The sequence below is a fragment of the Roseivivax marinus genome (assembly GCF_900109705.1).
In the GTDB taxonomy this organism is placed as follows: domain Bacteria; phylum Pseudomonadota; class Alphaproteobacteria; order Rhodobacterales; family Rhodobacteraceae; genus Roseivivax; species Roseivivax marinus.
In genome coordinates, this window is the sequence record NZ_FOAI01000001.1 from 1 (window position 1) to 17,100 (window position 17,100).

The 17,100-nt window shown below is 69.8% G+C and carries 16 protein-coding genes; 6 read left to right on the top strand and 10 right to left on the bottom strand.

Features of this window, described 5'->3' with window-relative positions:
* Together BMX29_RS00005 and BMX29_RS00010 are read right to left on the bottom strand one after the other, a co-directional pair.
* Positions 1-227: alcohol dehydrogenase catalytic domain-containing protein (locus BMX29_RS00005; protein ID WP_175471091.1), on the bottom strand; the 227-nt coding region annotated here is incomplete at its 3' end.
* 95 nt (positions 228-322) lie between these two features.
* Complete coding sequence (locus BMX29_RS00010) at positions 323-988, bottom strand: hypothetical protein (RefSeq protein ID WP_092809392.1); 666 nt, start codon at positions 986-988, stop codon at positions 323-325.
* Between the two features lie 155 nt (positions 989-1,143).
* Between BMX29_RS00010 and parA the strand changes: the two genes are divergently transcribed.
* Genes parA through zapE form a run of 3 tightly spaced genes read left to right on the top strand, consistent with a single transcriptional unit; the run spans position 1,144 to position 3,713 of the window.
* Complete coding sequence (gene parA, locus BMX29_RS00015) at positions 1,144-1,782, top strand: ParA family partition ATPase (RefSeq protein WP_043844759.1); 639 nt, start codon at positions 1,144-1,146, stop codon at positions 1,780-1,782.
* A gap of 37 nt (positions 1,783-1,819) precedes the next feature.
* Positions 1,820-2,662 (top strand): DUF6206 family protein, encoded by an 843-nt coding sequence (locus BMX29_RS00020; RefSeq protein ID WP_092809394.1) that lies wholly within the window; start codon positions 1,820-1,822, stop codon positions 2,660-2,662.
* Positions 2,655-3,713 (top strand): cell division protein ZapE, encoded by a 1,059-nt coding sequence (zapE, locus tag BMX29_RS00025; protein WP_081749762.1) that lies wholly within the window; start codon positions 2,655-2,657, stop codon positions 3,711-3,713. The genes BMX29_RS00020 and zapE overlap by 8 nt, the downstream gene beginning before the upstream one ends.
* A 369-nt stretch (positions 3,714-4,082) precedes the next feature.
* On the opposite strand, the gene BMX29_RS00030 is transcribed toward zapE, so the two are convergent.
* The 3 genes from BMX29_RS00030 to BMX29_RS00040 form a co-directional block, all read right to left on the bottom strand.
* Complete coding sequence (locus tag BMX29_RS00030) at positions 4,083-5,357, bottom strand: bifunctional folylpolyglutamate synthase/dihydrofolate synthase (RefSeq protein ID WP_092809396.1); 1,275 nt, start codon at positions 5,355-5,357, stop codon at positions 4,083-4,085.
* Positions 5,354-6,412: an acetyl-CoA carboxylase, carboxyltransferase subunit beta gene (gene accD / locus BMX29_RS00035; RefSeq protein ID WP_092809398.1), complete on the bottom strand. Its 1,059-nt coding sequence runs from the start codon at positions 6,410-6,412 to the stop codon at positions 5,354-5,356. The genes BMX29_RS00030 and accD overlap by 4 nt, the downstream gene beginning before the upstream one ends.
* 66 nt (positions 6,413-6,478) lie before the next feature.
* Positions 6,479-7,423 (bottom strand): fatty acid desaturase family protein, encoded by a 945-nt coding sequence (locus BMX29_RS00040; RefSeq protein WP_092809400.1) that lies wholly within the window; start codon positions 7,421-7,423, stop codon positions 6,479-6,481.
* Positions 7,424-7,592: 169 nt separating this feature from the next.
* Here BMX29_RS00040 and yaaA point away from each other — a divergent pair, with 169 nt between their 5' ends.
* A complete protein-coding gene (gene yaaA, locus BMX29_RS00045) occupies positions 7,593-8,360 on the top strand; it encodes a peroxide stress protein YaaA (protein WP_092809402.1) in 768 nt (255 codons plus the stop codon).
* Between the two features lie 14 nt (positions 8,361-8,374).
* On the opposite strand, the gene BMX29_RS00050 is transcribed toward yaaA, so the two are convergent.
* Positions 8,375-10,921, bottom strand: coding sequence for a response regulator (locus BMX29_RS00050; protein WP_092809404.1), 2,547 nt, complete (start codon positions 10,919-10,921; stop codon positions 8,375-8,377).
* Between the two features lie 145 nt (positions 10,922-11,066).
* Between BMX29_RS00050 and BMX29_RS00055 the strand changes: the two genes are divergently transcribed.
* Complete coding sequence (locus BMX29_RS00055) at positions 11,067-11,627, top strand: putative glycolipid-binding domain-containing protein (RefSeq protein WP_092809406.1); 561 nt, start codon at positions 11,067-11,069, stop codon at positions 11,625-11,627.
* A 264-nt stretch (positions 11,628-11,891) separates the two neighbouring features.
* Here BMX29_RS00055 and BMX29_RS00060 read toward each other — a convergent pair whose 3' ends face one another.
* The 4 genes from BMX29_RS00060 to BMX29_RS19045 form a co-directional block, all read right to left on the bottom strand.
* Positions 11,892-13,070 carry an acetyl-CoA C-acyltransferase family protein gene (locus tag BMX29_RS00060; RefSeq protein WP_092809408.1) on the bottom strand — a complete coding sequence of 393 codons (1,179 nt, stop codon included), beginning with the start codon at positions 13,068-13,070 and terminating at the stop codon, positions 11,892-11,894.
* A gap of 71 nt (positions 13,071-13,141) precedes the next feature.
* A complete protein-coding gene (locus BMX29_RS00065) occupies positions 13,142-13,678 on the bottom strand; it encodes a cupin domain-containing protein (protein ID WP_139196886.1) in 537 nt (178 codons plus the stop codon).
* A gap of 87 nt (positions 13,679-13,765) precedes the next feature.
* A complete protein-coding gene (locus tag BMX29_RS00070) occupies positions 13,766-15,094 on the bottom strand; it encodes a mechanosensitive ion channel family protein (RefSeq protein ID WP_092809410.1) in 1,329 nt (442 codons plus the stop codon).
* An 82-nt stretch (positions 15,095-15,176) separates the two neighbouring features.
* Positions 15,177-15,329 (bottom strand): hypothetical protein, encoded by a 153-nt coding sequence (locus BMX29_RS19045; RefSeq protein ID WP_157835885.1) that lies wholly within the window; start codon positions 15,327-15,329, stop codon positions 15,177-15,179.
* Positions 15,330-15,676: 347 nt separating this feature from the next.
* Between BMX29_RS19045 and leuC the strand changes: the two genes are divergently transcribed.
* Positions 15,677-17,098, top strand: coding sequence for a 3-isopropylmalate dehydratase large subunit (gene leuC / locus BMX29_RS00080; protein ID WP_092809414.1), 1,422 nt, complete (start codon positions 15,677-15,679; stop codon positions 17,096-17,098).
* Positions 17,099-17,100: the final 2 nt, after the last annotated feature.

Genomic DNA, 17,100 nt, shown 5'->3' on the forward strand with positions numbered 1-17,100 from the left:
GTGACGCCCTCGCCGCATTCCACCACGACGCCCGCGCCCTCGTGGCCCAGGATCGACGGGAACAGGCCCTCGGGGTCCGCGCCCGAGCGGGTGAACTCGTCGGTGTGGCAGATGCCGGTGGCCTTGATCTCCACCAGGACCTCGCCCGCCTTCGGGCCCTCGAGGTTCACTTCCATGATCTCGAGCGGCTTGCCCGCCTCCATCGCGACCGCTGCACGGGTTTTCATCCGCTGTCCCTCCTTGGCTCATATGCGTTTCGCGCGGACGATGCGTCATGGTCGCCGGCGCCGCAACTAGTGAAATCGTCGGTTTCCGGAGCAATTCAGAACTCGGTCCAGACACCGAGCTTCAGGCCCATGCTGTCGTCGCCCACGAGGCCCCAGATGCCGCCCAGTTCGGCGGAGACCGGGCCGAGCAGGGGGATCACCACCGACGGCGCGACCCGCACGAACGCCGGGTCCCCCGCCTGCTGGCCGCTTTGAAGCTGCAGGATGAGCTTGCGATCCCGCGGCAGGTTGAGGCCGAAGGTGATGTCGAGCTTCACGTCGAAGGCATTGCCGTCGAGCGGTTGCTCGACCAGCGCGTCGGCGGCGAGCCAGCCACGCTCCCACCCCATTCCGAGGCTGAGGCCGGGGCGCACCACCTCCGCGCCGTCGATCACGCCGAGGCCGAGCTGCCCCGCCGCCTTGAACGGCGCATCTGGCGCGGTGAGCGGCAGTTGCAGGAACCCCACCGACTTGATCGCGCCCGAGATCGCCCGGCCCAGGTCGAGCCCCGCAGTCAGCCGGTCGGTCAGCCCGTATTCCAAGTAGAGCGCGTCGTAGCGTCCGGTGGGATCGGTGGACTGCCATGTCCGGATGTCCTGCGGCCATGACAGGTGCACCGCCGCCGAGGCGAAGCCCGACCCTTTTTCCTGCGGCAAGGCGCTGGCGGCCGCCGTCGCGGGCAGGCCGAGCGCCGCGACGGCCGTGACGATCCCGAGCCACATGCGCGTTCTCCCGGCACTCAGGGTGGCGACCGGGTGGTTAAAGCCGCGTTAACCCCGGTAAGCCCGGGATCGGCGCGGGTTTTTCCCTGCGCGCCGCTGGCCAGTCCCGCCGCGCCCGTGCAAGATGCCCCTAAGTCAGGTGCAGGGGGGCACGCATGGGATCGGTCATCACCGTCGCGCAGCAGAAGGGCGGGTCGGGCAAGACCACGCTGGCGGCGAACCTCGCCGTGGGATTCCTGCGGCAGGGCCGCAGCGTCGCCATCGTCGACACCGACCCGCAGGGCAGTCTCGGACGCTGGTTCATGACCCGGATCGAGGCCGCGCCGGACGCCGAACCGGACATGGAATTCGCCACCTCCTCGGCCTGGGGCATCACCTACGAGACCCGCAAGCTGGCGCGGACCCACGACGTGGTCATCGTCGACACCCCGCCCAAGGCCGACAGCGACCTGCGTCCGGCGCTGCGGATCGCCGACCTCGTGGTGGTGCCGGTGTCGATGAGCCACGTGGACCTCTGGGCGACCGAGGGCGTCATCGACCTTGCCCGGCGCGAGGGGAAGGAGGCGCTGGTGGTGCTGAACCGGGCGCGGGCCAACACGCGGCTCGGCGCCGACGTGGCCGAGCAGGCGCAGACGCTCATGGCGCGGATCGCCGCGACGCAGATCGCCAACCGGGTGATCTATGCCGAGGCACTGGGGCAGGGGCGTGGCGCGGCCGAGGGCGCGAGGACCCCGGCGCGCGACGAGGTGGACGCGCTGACCCGCGAGGTGGCGGACCTGCTCGAGACCGACTAGATCCCCCGTCACAGACACTTCCGACGGAGCCCTTGCGATGTCCGAGACCGAAGATCTCGCCGACCTGATCCGCGCCGATGGCGCCGCCCGCGGGCGGACGATCTCGCGCCTGGGCTATTTCTGCGCGCCGTTCCGGCCCGAGAGCGGCCCGTATGCCGACCGCGTCATCAAGGTCTACCGGGCGCTGCCCGACCGCGCCGCGCTGGACCGGCTGGCCGCGGCGCATGACGACTACGTCGCGGCGCTGCACGACGCCGGCGTCCCGCTGCCCGAGACGCGGTTTCACCTCGTCGACATGGGCGAGACGACGGTGCCGGTGATCGTGCAGAAGGCGCTGCCCGACGAGTCGCTGATGCGCCCGCTGATGCAGGCGGCGACGCGCGACGAGACTCTGGAGATGATGCAGGCGGCCGGCGAGGTGATCGCGCGGTTCTGGCTCAACACCCGGCAGGCGCAGACCCGGCTGGGCTTCCATCCCTCGATCCGCAACTTCGCGATCATCGACGGCGGCGCGGTGTTCTTCGACACGTTCCCGCCGCTCATCCACTACAGCCGCGACGAGATGGGCAGGCTGCTGCTGCAATTCTCGGAAAAGCGGCTGATGCGGATCGTCGGGCCGGCGGTGATGAAGGGGGTCACGGCGATCCAGGACGAGTGGTATTCGCCGCCCGAAACGCTGGTGGGGCTTGTGGGATCGGCCTGCCGCCTGCGGCCCGAGCTGACGCGGGTCTACCTCGACTGGGGCCGGACCTTCGCGCGTGAGCACATGGAGCCATGGGCCGACGAGGCCGTGGCCGCGCTGGACGTGCCGCCGCGCCTGCCGGGCTACTGGACGAGCATGCGCCGGATGCTGGGGCTGCAGGGCGCGCCGAATGTCTGAGACGCTGACGGACCGCTATGACGCCGGCGTCGCCGCGGGCACGATCGACGACGACCCGGTGCAGCGCGAGGCGCTTCCCGCGTTCGAGCGCATCCGCGAGGAGCTGGCGAAACCTCAGAAGGGCGGGCTGTTCCGCAAGGCGCCTCCGCCGCCGAAGGGGCTCTATCTCTGGGGCGGGGTCGGGCGCGGCAAGTCGATGCTGATGGACCTGTTCGTCGACACGCTCGACGTTCCGGCCCGGCGGGTCCACTTCCACGCCTTCATGCAGGAGGTGCAGAAGGGCGTTCACGCCGAGCGGCAGAAGGGCACCGACGACCCGATCAAGCCGGTCGCCAAGCGCGTCTCGGACGAGGTGAAGGTGTTCGCCTTCGACGAGATGCAGATCACCGATATCGCCGACGCGATGATCGTCGGGCGCCTGTTCGAACGGCTGATCGGGGCGGGGTGCGTGGTGGTCACCACGTCGAACCGGCCGCCCGACGACCTCTACAAGGACGGGCTGAACCGGCACCTGTTCCTGCCGTTCATCGAGGTTCTGAAAGAGAACCTCGAGGTGAAGGAACTCGCAGCCGAGCGGGATTACCGGCAGGACCGGTTGCAGGGCACCGACACCTATTTCTCGCCCAACGACGCCGAAGCGCGCGCCGCCATCGAGGCCGTGTGGGAGCGTCTTTCGGGCGGGCGCGAGGAGCCGCTGACCCTGACCGTACAGGGCCGCACGCTGGAACTGGCGCGGTTCTCGAACGGTGTGGCGCGGGCGCGGTTCTACGATCTCTGCGGCAAGATGCTGGGCCCGGCGGACTACCTCAAGCTGGCCGAGACGGTCCGGGTGCTGATCCTCGAGGACGTGCCGCGCCTGGGGCGGGGCAACTTCAACGAGGCCAAGCGCTTCGTGACGCTGATCGACGCGCTCTACGAGGCGAGGACCAGGCTGATCGTGTCGGCGGCGGCGACTCCCGATTACCTCTACGTGGAGGGGCCGGGCGCGTTCGAGTTCGAGCGGACGGCAAGCCGTCTGATGGAGATGCAGGCCGAGGGCTGGGGGGCCTGAGCCGGGCCGGGAGCGGGACGGAAAAAGGGGTCCCGAAGGACCCCGCCAGGTGCTGCCCGTCTTTCCGTGGTCTTCCGCCTGCATTGCACGGTGCCGACCTGTCCCAGTTGGTCGCCGTTCCTGAATTCGCGAGGACGACACAGCTGGCCCGGTCCCGCAAAACGGGTCGTTCGCTGCGCTGCTTGTCTTGGTCGTCCCCCGCCGAGGGACATCGCTTGGGACAATGTCTCGGCCTTAACCTAAATGTGCCACGCGGATCCGAATCGGTCAACATCTAGTGATGATTCGGAACCTTTTTACGTATGGGCTGACGAGTCGCCGAGATATGGGCCTGTTTTTCAGGCGACCTCAACCTTTGGGCGAATCGCCTCAGGCGTGATCGCGCAGGATTGCCCCGGCGAGGTAGAGCGAGCCGCACAGCAGGATGCGCGCGCCAGGGGCAGTGGCGTGGATCGCCTCGACCGCTTGCAGGACGTCATCCGACTCGGAGGCCGGGAGCCCTGCCGCCTGTGCCGCGCGCGCGGTATCTCCGGGGGGCAGTGTCGCGGCCTCTCCGGGCACCGGCACGGCGGTCAGCGCCTCGGCGATCCCCGCGAAGGGGGCGAGGAAGCCCGACACGTCCTTGGTGTTGAGCATCCCGCAGACGAGGTAGGTCGGCCGCGCGGGCAGCGTGGCGAGATGCGCGGCGATCGCGCGACCGGCGGCCGGGTTGTGCCCGCCGTCGAGCCAGATCTCCGCCCCCGGTGCGGCGTCGATCACCGGGCCCGCGCGCAGGCGCTGCATCCGGGCCGGCCACTCGGCGCGGGCCAGCGCGGCGGCGCAGGCGTCCTCGCCGGTCTCGAAGTGGCGCAGTGCGGCCAGCGCCATGCCGGCGTTGCCGAACTGATGGCGGCCCGGCAGGCGCGGCGGGTCGAGGTCGAGCAGCCCGCGTTCGTCCTGGTAGACGAGGCGACCGTGTTCCTCGGTGACGTGCCAGTGCTGACCGTGGACGAGGAGGGGCGCGCCGAGGCGTTCGGCGCGGGCCTCGATCACCTCGAGCGCCGCGTCCTCCTGCGGGCCGACCACGCAGGGCACGCCGCGCTTGAGGATGCCGGCCTTCTCGCCGGCGATCTCCTCGATGGTCTCGCCCAGGTACTGCTGGTGATCCAGCGCGATTGGCGTGATGACGGTCATGGCGGGACGGTCGATGACGTTCGTCGCATCCAACCGTCCGCCAAGTCCGACCTCGAGCAGGGTCCAGTCGGCGGGCGTGCGGGCGAAGGCCAGCAGAGCGGCGCAGGTGGTGATCTCGAAATAGGTGATCGGCTCGGAGCCGTTGCGCGCGTAGGCCTCGTCGAGGATCGCCGACAGCGCCTCTTCCTCGATCAGTTCGCCCGCCAGCCGGATACGTTCGTGGAACCGCGCGAGGTGGGGCGAGGTGTAGGCGTGAACGCGATCGCCGCGCGCCTCGAGGCCCGCCCGGATCATCGCGAGGGTCGAGCCCTTGCCGTTGGTGCCGGCCACGTGGATCACCGGCGGGAGCGCACGCTCGGGGTGGTCGAGCTCGGCCAGCAGCCGCTCCACCCGGTCGAGCGTCAGGTCGATGATCTTGGGGTGCAGCGCCAGCATCCGGTTGAGGATGTGGTCCGAATGGAACGCGGTCATCCCGACTTGGCGGCCGAGCCGGACTTGTTACCCCTGGCCGACTTGGCAGAGGCTTTCGCATCGGTCTTGCCGTTGCCCTTGGCGGTCGCCTTTCCGGCGGTCGCGGCCTGCGAGGCCTGGGCCGCGTCGTCGGACGCCTCGTCTTCGGCGTCGAGATCAGCATCCGAGATGCTTTCGGGCGGCGGAAGCTCGCCCCAGACCGCAGGCGGCATGTCCATCATCAGGCGCAGGAGGACGATCAGCTCGTCGCGCATCTGGCGGCGGTCGGTCACACGGTCGAGCATCCCGTGCTCGAGCAGGTATTCCGCGCGCTGGAAGCCCTCGGGCAGCTTTTCGCGGATGGTCTGTTCGATCACGCGCGGTCCTGCGAAGCAGATCAGCGAACCAGGCTCGGCGATCTGGACGTCGCCCAGCATGGCGTAGGAGGCGGTGACGCCGCCGGTCGTCGGGTGGGTCAGCACGACGATATAGGGCAGGCCGGCCTCGCGCAGCATCTGCACCGCGACGGTGGTGCGCGGCATCTGCATGAGCGACAGGATTCCCTCCTGCATCCGCGCACCGCCGGCGGCGGAGAACAGCACCAGCGGACGGCGTTCCTTCACCGCGACCTCGGCCGCGGCGATGATCGCGTTGCCCACGTACATGCCCATGGAGCCACCCATGAAGGTGAAGTCCTGCGCGGCGGCGACGATGGGCAGGCGGCCGATCTCGCCGCGGGCGACGAGCATCGCCTCTTTCTCGCCGGTGGACTTTTGCGCGGCCTTCATCCGGTCGGGATAGCGCTTCTGGTCGCGGAACTGCAGCGGGTCGGTGACCGGCTCGGGCACCGGCACGTCGGTAAAGAGGCCGCCGTCGAACAGCGCCTTGAAGCGCTTGCGCGGCACGATCCCCATGTGATGCCCGCAGTTGGAGCAGACATGCAGGTTGTCGGCCAGATCGCGGTGGAACAGCATGGTCCCGCACGCGTCGCACTTGGTCCAGAGGTTCTCGTGGACTTCGCGCCGGGAGAAGATCGAGTTGATCCGGGGGCGGACGTAGTTCGAGATCCAGTTCATCGCTGACCCTTGCGCGCACGTTTCGCGCGGGATCTAGGCCGGGGCGGCGGGAATTGCAATCGGCGCTCAGGCCGCGCGCGACGAGGCCTGCCGCAACACGTCGATATAGCCGGGTGCCGTGGTCATCCGGTCGCCGTGGCCCTTGTCCAGCATCATGCGGTGCAGTTTCGGCAGGTTGTGGGCGGGCACGTGCATCACGAGGTGATGCTCGAGGTGGTAGTTGACCCAGTAGGGCGCGACCAGCAGACGCTCGATCCAGTTGGCGTGCGTGGTGCGGGTGTTGCGCAGCGGGTCGGGCGAGGTCTCGACCGCGCCGTGTTCGGCGATGTTGCGGACGCGCAGGACCACTTGGAACCATGTCAGGAGGGGCAGCGCCCAGAAGGCGAGCCACGCCCAGGCGTGGCCGGTGATCGCCCAGAACACGCCGAACAGAATGATGTTGGCGAGGATCGCGCGCCCGATCACCGGGCCCGAGAACGCCTGCGCGAGATCCTGGCTCGACGGCGTGCCCTCGACCTCGTGGGCCATCTTGAAGGCGAACATGATCTGCTGCGCGCGCTGCTTGAGCCCGGTCTGCCCGGTGATGTCGCGGATCAGCTTGCGCCGCAGCGAGGCCCGCGTGGTCGGGAACGGTTTCGACAGCCGCAGGTCGGGGTCGCGCTCGGTCTGGGTATAGCGGTGGTGGGTCAGGTGGTAGCGGCGGTATTCCGGCAGATCGGCGATGATCGGGCGGCCGCAGAGCCATTCGCCCGCCCACTCGTTCAGCCTGCGCGACTTGAACAGCGCGTTGTGCGCGGCCTCGTGCATGAGGATCGCGAGGCCCAGCTGACGCGAGCCGATCACGATGACCGCCAGCGCGAAGGTCAGCACGTTCGGCCAGATGGCGAACAGCGCCACGGATCCGAGGATCAGGCCCCAGCAATGCGCCACCAGCCAGACGCCCCAGAGGTCCGAGCGGGCGGACAGGGTGCGGATCTCGTCCGAGGTGAAATAGGCCTTTCCGGGTGTCATGGCGCGTCCTCCTCACGCGCGAAAAGTGTGCCGGGGGCCGGGGCGGGCTGTCAATTCACGCTTGGGCGCGACGCGACGGCACACCGCCTTTGCCTCGCCGCCCGCGCGCATTAGACCGTGCCCCTGACGCATTCGACCGACCCGCCAGACCGACGAGGACCAAGGCCCCATGCTGATCGTGATCTCCCCCGCCAAGCGCCTCGACTGGAGCGCGCGCGACGTCGCCACCACCCGCCCCGACTTCGAAGACGACGCCCTGCGGCTGGCCAAGTCGGCGCGCAACCTGACGCTGGCCGAGTTGAAATCGCTGATGGACCTGTCCGACGACCTTGCCAAGCTGAACCGGGACCGGTTCCGGGCCTTCGCGGACGATCCCGCCGAGGCCGACACGCGGCCCGCCGCCTTCGCCTTTGCCGGCGACACCTACCAGGGACTGGAGGCGCCGTCGCTCGACCCCGACGAGCTGTCCTGGGCCGACGACAGGCTGCGGATCCTGTCGGGGCTCTACGGCGTGCTGCGCCCGCGCGACGCGATCCAGGCCTACCGGCTCGAGATGGGTTCGAAGCTGAAGACCCGGCGGGGCAAGTCGCTGTATGATTACTGGGGCGACGAGATCGCTGAGGCGCTGAACGCGCAAGCCGAGGCGGTCGGGACCGATATCCTCGTGAACTGCGCGAGCCAGGAATATTTCGGCGCGGTGCCCTCGAAGGCGCTGAAGCTGCGGGTCGTCACGCCGGTCTTCATGGAGGACAAGCCGGGCGGTCCGAAGGTCGTGAGCTTCTACGCCAAGCGGGCGCGCGGCGCGATGGCGCGCTTCGTGGTGCAGCACCGGCTGACGGACCCGGACTCGCTTCGGGATTTCGACGCGGGTGGATACGCCTACCGCGAGGACCTGTCGGAGTCCGACAAGCCGGTCTTCGTGCGCGCGGCCGAGTAGGGCGGTCCGGCCCCTCACGGCGGGTCGTTCGGGCCGCCGGGCGCGTGGCGGTCGATCATGTCGAGCAGCGCGGCCTTGCGAAGCGGCTTGGTTAGGTAGTCGTCGAGTCCCGCGGCAAGGATCGCGTCGCGGTCGCCTTCCATCGCGTGGGCCGTCACCGCGACGATGGGCACGCGCGGGCCGCCGCCCTCGAGGGCGCGGATGCGGGCGGTGGCCTCCTTGCCGTCCATCTCGGGCATCGAAATGTCCATGAAGACCAGATCCGGGCGGCGCGCCTCGCACGCGGCCACGGCCTCGACCCCGTTCGCGGCGAAGCGCAGGTCGAGCTCGAGGCCCTTCACCATCTTCGCGAACACAAGCTGGTTGGTGCGGTTGTCCTCGGCCACGAGCACGTCGAGGCGCCGCAAGCCGGGGGCGGGCCCCGGCTCGGGCTCGGGCGGTGGCGGGGGCGTGCGCGGGGGCATGTCGCCGAGCGCCGCCAGCGCATCGAAAAGCGCCTGCCGCGGCGTGGGCGTCTGCACGATGGCACGGACATTGCCGGGCAGTCCGGCCGGCACGACCTGGTCGCGGGCGCCGGCGATCAGGATGACCGGGCAGGCGATGCCGTCCCGGGACAGCGCGGCCGCGACCTCGCGTCCGGTGGTGTCCGGCAGGGTCTGGGCGATGACCGCCACGTCGGCCTCTGCCACGCGGGCCATCGCCCCGGCCCCCGTGCCGGCCGAGAGGCAGGTGATGCCGCAGACGTCGAGCTGCTTGGCGAGGATCGCGCGGTTCATCTCGCTGGCTTCGACCACCAGGGCGGTGCACAGGCCCGGCGGCAGGGCCGGCAGCGCGCAGCCGGGCGGCACGGCCAGCGGCAGCTCCAGCCGGAAGCCGAAGCACGAGCCTGCGCCCTCGTGAGAATCGACCCACATCTCGCCGGCCATCAGATCCACCAGCCGGCGGCTGATCGAGAGGCCGAGGCCGGTGCCCTCGAACCGGCGGTTGCGCTCGTCCTCGACCTGCGTGAACTCGCCGAAGACCTCGGGCAGCTTGTCGGCGGGGATGCCGATGCCGGTGTCCTCCACCGCGACGTGGACCGCGCAGGCGTTGCCGTCCCCGGTGGCGTGGCCGGTCACGCGGATGACGATCCGGCCCTCCATCGTGAACTTCGCGGCGTTGCCCACGAGGTTGATGAGGATCTGCCGCACCCGCGCCCCGTCGCCGACGAAACGGGTGGGCAGGAACATGTCGTAGTCGATCAGCAGGCTCAGGCCCTTGTCGCGGGTGATCGGCTCGATCAGCAGGTAGACGTCGTGGACCACCCGTTCGAGGTCGAAGACCTCGTGGGCGAGGGTCAGCTTGTGCGCCTCGATCTTGGAGTAGTCGAGCACGTCGTTGATGATGACCAGAAGCGCCTCGGCGGAGTTGCGGATGGTCTCGGCATAAGTGCGCTGCTCGGGGTCGAGCGCGGTGTCCATGAGCAGGTCGGCCATGCCCATCACGCCGTTCATAGGCGTTCGGATCTCGTGGCTCATGTTGGCGAGGAAGGCGGACTTGGCGCGGTTGGCGGCCTCGGCCCGTTCGGTCGCGCGCTCCAGGTCGCGCTGCACATCCTTGATCGCGGTGATGTCCACGCGCAGGCCGACGCGGCCGCCATCCGAGGTCTCCTTCTCGTAGATGCGCAGCCAGCGGCCGTCGCCGAGCTGCTGTTCCAGCGTGGCGGCGGGACCGTTGTGCAGGCGCAGGCGGTCGCGCAGCCACTCTTCCTCGCGGCCCACGGCCTCGGCGTACTGGCCGCGCTCGAGGCCGTAGCGCAGGATGTCCTCGAAATGCGCGCCCTCGCGGATCGCCGGGGCGCTGTCGGCGTAGATCTCGCGGTAGGGCTCGTTGCAGGTCACCAGCCGTCCTTCGGCGTCGTAGAGCACGAACCCGTCCGGCAGTTCCTGCACCGCCGACCACAGGCGCATCAGGTCGGTCATGTCGATCACGAGGCTGATGAGCCCGCCCGAGGGGGTGCGGCGGTTCAGGACCTTCACGAAGCTTCCGTCGAACAGCCGGATCGTGACCGGCGCGGGGGCGTCGTCCTGCCAGCCGCGCAGGACGCGCGTGCGCCAGGCCTCGGGGTCCGCGCCCTGAAGGTCGGCGATGCCCTCGTCGATCATCAGGTCGACGAAGTGGGAGTAGTGCGCGCCGACGGCCGCCGTCACGATCCCGTCGAACACCGCGAGATAGGCGCTGTTGGCGATCTCGAGGCGGCCGGTGTCGCTCCACATGGCGAAGCCGTCGCGGATCGAGCCGAGCGCGTGCCAGAGCTGTCCCTCCACCAGCGCGATCTTCTGGTTGGCCTGTCCGAGCGCCGAGCGCACGCGCATGTTCTCGTGCTCGATCGTGGCGGCGCGGGCGCGGGTCTCGCAGATTTCCTCGGTCAACTCGCGGGCGTGCAGGCCGAGCTTGCGGTTCGCTTCGGTCAGCTCGGCGCGCTTCTGTTCGAGCAGCTGTTCCGCGGCGAGCCGGGCGCGGCGTTCCTGCCGGAGCCGCTGGGCGAGGCTCTCTTCTCCGGTCCGGTCCGCCAGCGTCATTCCCGTCCTCCGCGCGCGCCCTGCGGAGGTTTGGCCCGGTGCGGTGAAGATCGGCTTAACGCTCTCTTGCCGACGGCGACCGCAGGCGTTGCGCGCGGGCCCGCGGGGTGGGACCATCGCCATCGGACACTGAAGGGAGCGCGCCATGACATCGAACCGCACCGCCGAGATCGCGTGGCAGGCGCTCGACCGGGAGGGGCGCGACAAGTGCCGGCTGGTGCAGGAGGACGGGGGCTGGATGCTGATCGGCCACGCCCGGTTCCGCGCGGACGGCATGGACTGCGCGCTCGACTACGTGGTGCGGGTCGATGCGGACTGGATGACCCGCAGCGCGGACATCTCGGGCCTGTGCGGCCGCGACGAGATGGCGACCCGGATCGAGCGCGGCGAGGGCGGCTGGACCCGGGACGGCGTGCCGCAGCCGCAGGTGAACGGGGCCACGGACATCGACCTCGGCTTCACGCCGGCGACGAACCTGATGCCGCTGCGGCGCCTACCCGAAATCGGCCAGATCGAGGCGCGGGCGGCGTGGCTGCCGTCGCCCGGCGCGGGGCTGGAGCCGCTGGACCAGACCTATCGCCGGGCGCGCGGCGGGCTGGTGCACTACGCCGCCGCTCAGACCGGCACGGCGGTGGATCTGAAGGTGGACGGAGAGGGCTTCGTGACCCTTTATCCCGGGTTCTGGGAGGGTCGGCGCACCGGGTGAGGGGCGTCCGGAGGGACGGGATGTCCGGTCCGGCGCCGCTCGGGTCGCGCCTGTCGGGCGAGACCGCGCGCCCCCGTCAAAAAAAGAGCAGGCGCACGGTAAGCGGGGCGATTGGTCAGGAGAGGCAGAACGCGCAGGCGTCAGTCTGTCGGACGCCGTGTCGGGCGGGGCTGTTGCGGATCAGCCTTCTGGCATGGGCGTGAGTCGCTGCCCGGTCCCCGGAAGGGCGGGCGCACCCGGCGAGGGGCGCGCCTGCCGGGCGGGTCAGAGGCGTTCGAACGCCAGCGCGATGCCTTGTCCGCCGCCGATGCACATGGTCACCAGCGCGCGCTTGCCGCCGGTGCGCTCAAGCTCGTAGAGCGCCTTGACCGTCAGGATCGCGCCGGTGGCGCCGACCGGGTGGCCGAGGGCGATGGCGCCGCCATTGGGATTCACCTTGTCGGTGTCGAGGCCGAGCGCGCGGTTCACCGCGATGGCCTGCGCCGCGAAGGCCTCGTTCGACTCGATCACGTCGAAATCGCCGGCGGACAGGCCGGTCTTTTCCAGCAGCTTTTCGACCGCCGGGATCGGGCCCACGCCCATCACCTCGGGACGCACGCCGGCATGGGCATAGCCCAGCATCCGGGCGCGCGGCTTGAGTCCGGCGGCCTCGGCGGCCTCGGCGCGGGCGAAGGTCAGCGCGGCGGCGCCGTCGTTGATGCCGCTGGCATTGCCCGCGGTCACGGTGCCGTCCTTCCTGAACGCCGGCCGCAGCCCGGCGAGCTTTTCCATCGAGGTCTGCTTGGGGTGCTCGTCGGTCTCGAAGGCGACGGTGTCGCGCTTCACCTTGATCTCGACAGGCACGATCTGGTCGGCGAAGCGGCCCTCGGAGATCGCGCGTGCCGCGCGCTCCTGGCTTTCCAGCGCGAAGGCGTCCTGATCCTCGCGGCTGATGGTGTTTTCGTCCGACACGTTCTCGGCGGTGACGCCCATGTGGCCGGTGCCGAACGGGCAGTTGAGCGCGCCGAGCATCATGTCGAGGGTCTTCACGTCGCCCATCTTGGCGCCCCAGCGCTGGCCGGGAACGATGTAGGGGCTGCGCGACATCGACTCGGCGCCGCCCGCGACGGCGAAGTCCGCGTCGCCCAGCATCAGGGACTGAACCGCCGATACCACCGCCTGCGCGCCAGACCCGCAGAGGCGGTTCACGTTCATGGCGGGCGTCGTCTCGGGGATGCCGGCATCCATCGCCGCCACGCGGCTGAGATACATGTCGCGCGGCTCGGTGTTGATGACGTGGCCGAACACCACGTGGCCGACCTGTCCGCCCTCGACGCCCGCGCGCTCGAGCGCGGCGCGGGTGACGGTCGAGGCGAGGTCGATGGGCGGGGTCCCCGCGAGGCTGCCGCCGAAGGTGCCGATGGCGGTCCGTGCGCCCGACAGGATGACGATTTCGTCCGACATGGTGGTGTCCTTCCCTCTGGTCTGGCGGGACTATGACGCGTGTCCCGGTCGGTGTCAGCCGGGACGGGGCGTCAGCCCCAGAGCACCACCAGCGCACCGCCCTCTCCGAAGATCGGGTCCGTTTTCGGCCGCGAGAGCGCGGCGATCTGGTCGACGTGGTCGGGGCGGCGTTCGTCCGGGGCGCGGATCACCGTGGCGTGCGGCTGGTCGGACGGGTAGCCACCGCAGATCTGGAAGTCGTCGCTCTTGTCGCAGCGGCAATGGCCCACGCCGGCCGGCAGGATCATCGCGTCGCCGGCCGAGACGCGCAGGATTTCGCCCGACGGCCCGCCGATCTGGATGTCGGCCCATCCCTGCGCGACGCAAAGCGCCTCGTGCGCGTCGGGGTGGTAATGCTGGTAGTCGAAGACGCTTGCGGTCCACGTCTCGTGCCAGCCGTTGGCCTTGTAGAGCGCGCGGATCGCGGCCTCACCGGCGCCGGGATCGACGGCGCCGCGCAGCAGCACCACGGGCAGGTCGGGATTGTTCGGGACCGTGCCGTCGTCCTCGAAGGTCAGGGTGCGGGCGGCGTCATTGGCGTCGGGATTGGTGCGTGCGGGTGCGGTCATCTGGGCGTCTCCTGTGCCTGTTGCGGCAGTCACGGGTTCAGCGCGCACATGTTGGCGGGGGTTCCCGCCGACGCCGGGTGCGGGCGATCAGTCCGGCAGCTTGACCGCCGTCTCGCCCAGCATCCGCACCTCGCGCTGCGGGAACGGGATCGAGATGCCATGCGCCTGGAAGGCGTCCCAGAGGGCGAGGTAGACGTTGCCCCGGATGTTGGTCAGGCCGCCCGTGGGGTCGCGGATCCAGAAGCGCAGGATGTAGTCCACGGACGAGTCGCCGAAGCCCACGATGTGGCAGACCGGCGCGCGGTCGGCGAGGACGCGGTTGGTGCCCGCCGCTGCCTCGATGGCGATGCGGCGCACCAGGTGCGGGTCGTCGCCGTAGGAACAGCCGAAGAAGATGTCGAGCCGCACGAAGTCGTTGGAGTGGGACCAGTTCACCACCTGCCCGGTGATGAGATCCTCGTTCGGGATCAGGTATTCCTTGCCGTCCCGCGTGGTGATCGACACGTAGCGGGCGCCGAGCGCGTTGATCCAGCCGAAGGTTTCTCCAAGCGAGATCACGTCGCCCGGCTTGATCGACTTGTCGAGCAGGATGATGATCCCCGAGACGAGGTTCGAAACCACCTTCTGGAGGCCGAAACCGAGGCCCACGCCGATCGCGCCCGACAGCACCGCGAGGCCGGTGAGGTCGACGCCGACAAGCTTGAGCGCGAGGAAGAAGGCGGCGCCGTAGAACAGCACCTGAAGCACCTTCACCGCCAGCACCTGCATCGAGGGCGAGATGTCCTCGTTCCGGCGGATACGGGCGGCCGAGGTGGTGGCGAGGAAGCGCGCCGCGGCGATCAGCACTATCAGCATGGCCGCCGCCTGCACGATCACCCACAGCGACAGGCGCAGGTCCCCGAGGTTCAGCGCAACGCTGTCGAGGGCGTCGCGCGCCTCGGTGGTCAGACCGAGGATCGACACCGTGACCCAGCCCCAGGCGCCGTAGCGCACCATCGTCTGCAGAATCGGGTTGGCGATCAGCCGCGTGGCGAAGGCGATCACCAGCCACGCGGTCGACAGCTCGGCAATGATGCCCAGCAGATAGGACCGAGAGGGCCACGTCGCCTCGCGCAGGATCCACACCGCGAGCCAGGCGAGCACCACGAAGATCAGCGTCCGCAGCCGCTTGTGCAGGATCAGCAGGAGCCGAAGGCGCCACTTGGGCCAGCCCTCGCGGGTCCGCATCCATTCGTGGAAGCGCGGACGCAGAGCCTTTGCGGCGACGTGCGCCACGGCGAAGAGCACGATGGCGATGATGACCTGGTAGGCGTTCCACGGACGCAAAAGGCCCATGAGGAACAGCTCGGCCTCGCCCAGCAGGCGCGCGGCGATGCTCGCCAGCGTTTCGAGCGTGTCGTCGGTGGTCGGTTCCATGCCGGCCAGCTTTGCGCGAGGTCACAGTGTCGGCAAGGCCCTGCGACGTCGCGCCCCTCTGGGCGTGGCCGCCCGCCCGCCGTCAGTCCGCGTCGTGCGGCCCCTGCAGCGCCAGCGTGGTCGTTGGCGCGGCGGGCGGTGTCGCGGCGCCGCGACCGCCGGCCTGCACCCAGACGAAGGCGCCCAGCAGCACGACGAGCATGGCGGCGTTCATGGTGACGATGGGCGGGGGCATGGCGTCTGTCGGTCTCCGGACTACGTTGGCTCGCCTTCCATACGCCAGCGGGGCCGGCTTGTTCCCCGCGCGTCCGGTCGCAGCGACGGAATACCGCAGCGTCGGAGGGGGCGCGGCCGAGATGCGGGTGGTGCTCGGATCTGTTGCGGAGCGCCCGCTCCGGGTGTATTCCCGCGCCCATGACGCGGATTTTCGACATCGGTGACCGGACGCGCCTGAAAGAGCGGTTCTTCGGCGCGACCCATACGGTCCTCGCCCGCCTATGAGCGTGCCCGGCGCCGCGTGATCCGCGCGGCCGCCTCAGTGTCGCACGCCCGCCAATTCAACGCTCCAGGAGAGGACCACCCATGTCCCCCAAGACGCTCTACGACAAGATCTGGGATGCCCACCTCGTGCACGAGGCCGAAGACGGCTCGAGCCTTATCTACGTCGATCGCCACCTCGTCCACGAGGTCACCAGCCCGCAGGCCTTCGAGGGTCTGCGCCTGGCCAACCGAAAGGTCCGCGCGCCCGAGAAGACCATCGCCGTGCCGGACCACAACGTGCCCACCGACATCGACCGCGCGAAGGGCATCGAGAACGAGCAGAGCCGCATCCAGGTGGAGGCGCTCGACACCAACGCCAAGGATTTCGGCGTCCACTACTACCCGGTGTCCGACGTCCGCCAGGGCATCGTCCACATCATCGGCCCCGAGCAGGGCTGGACGCTGCCCGGCATGACCATCGTCTGCGGTGACAGCCACACCGCAACGCACGGCGCGTTCGGCGCGCTGGCGCATGGCATCGGCACGTCCGAGGTGGAGCACGTGCTGGCCACGCAGACGCTGATCCAGTCGAAGTCGAAGAACATGAAGGTCGAGATCACCGGCACCCTGCCGCCGGGCGTGACCGCCAAGGACATCACCATGGCGATCATCGGCCGCACCGGCACCGCCGGCGGCACCGGCTACGTGATCGAGTATTGCGGCAGCGCCATCCGCGAGCTGTCGATGGAAGGCCGGATGACCGTGTGCAACATGGCCATCGAGGGCGGCGCCCGCGCCGGCCTGATCGCGCCGGACGAGACCACCTTCGAGTACGTGAAGGGCCGCGCCCACGCGCCGAAGGGCGCCCAGTGGGAAGCCGCGCTTGACTGGTGGAAGACGCTCTACTCGGACGACGACGCGCACTGGGACAAGGTCGTGACCTTCGACGCCTCCGAGATCGCGCCGCTCGTCACCTGGGGAACCTCGCCCGAGGACGTGCTGCCGATCGACGCCGAGGTGCCGTCGCCCGACAGCTTCGAGGGCGGCAAGGTCTCGGCGGCCACGCGCTCGCTCGAGTACATGGGCCTCAAGCCGGGCACGAAGCTCAAGGACATCGAGATCGACACGGTGTTCATCGGCTCGTGCACCAACGGCCGGATCGAGGACCTGCGCGAGGTCGCGAAGATCATGGAGGGCCGCCGCGTGAAGGAGGGCATCCGCGCGATGATCGTGCCGGGTTCGGGTCTCGTACGCGCGCAGGCCGAGGAAGAGGGCCTTGCCGACAAGCTGACCGCCGCGGGCTTCGAGTGGCGCATGGCGGGCTGCTCGATGTGCCTCGGCATGAACCCCGACCAGCTGGCGCCGGGCGAGCGCTGCGCCTCGACCTCGAACCGCAACTTCGAGGGCCGGCAGGGCCGGGGCGGACGCACCCACCTGATGAGCCCCGCGATGGCGGCGGCGGCGGCGGTCACCGGCCGTCTCACCGATGTGCGCGAGCTCGCGCAGACCGACGTATCCGCGTAAGG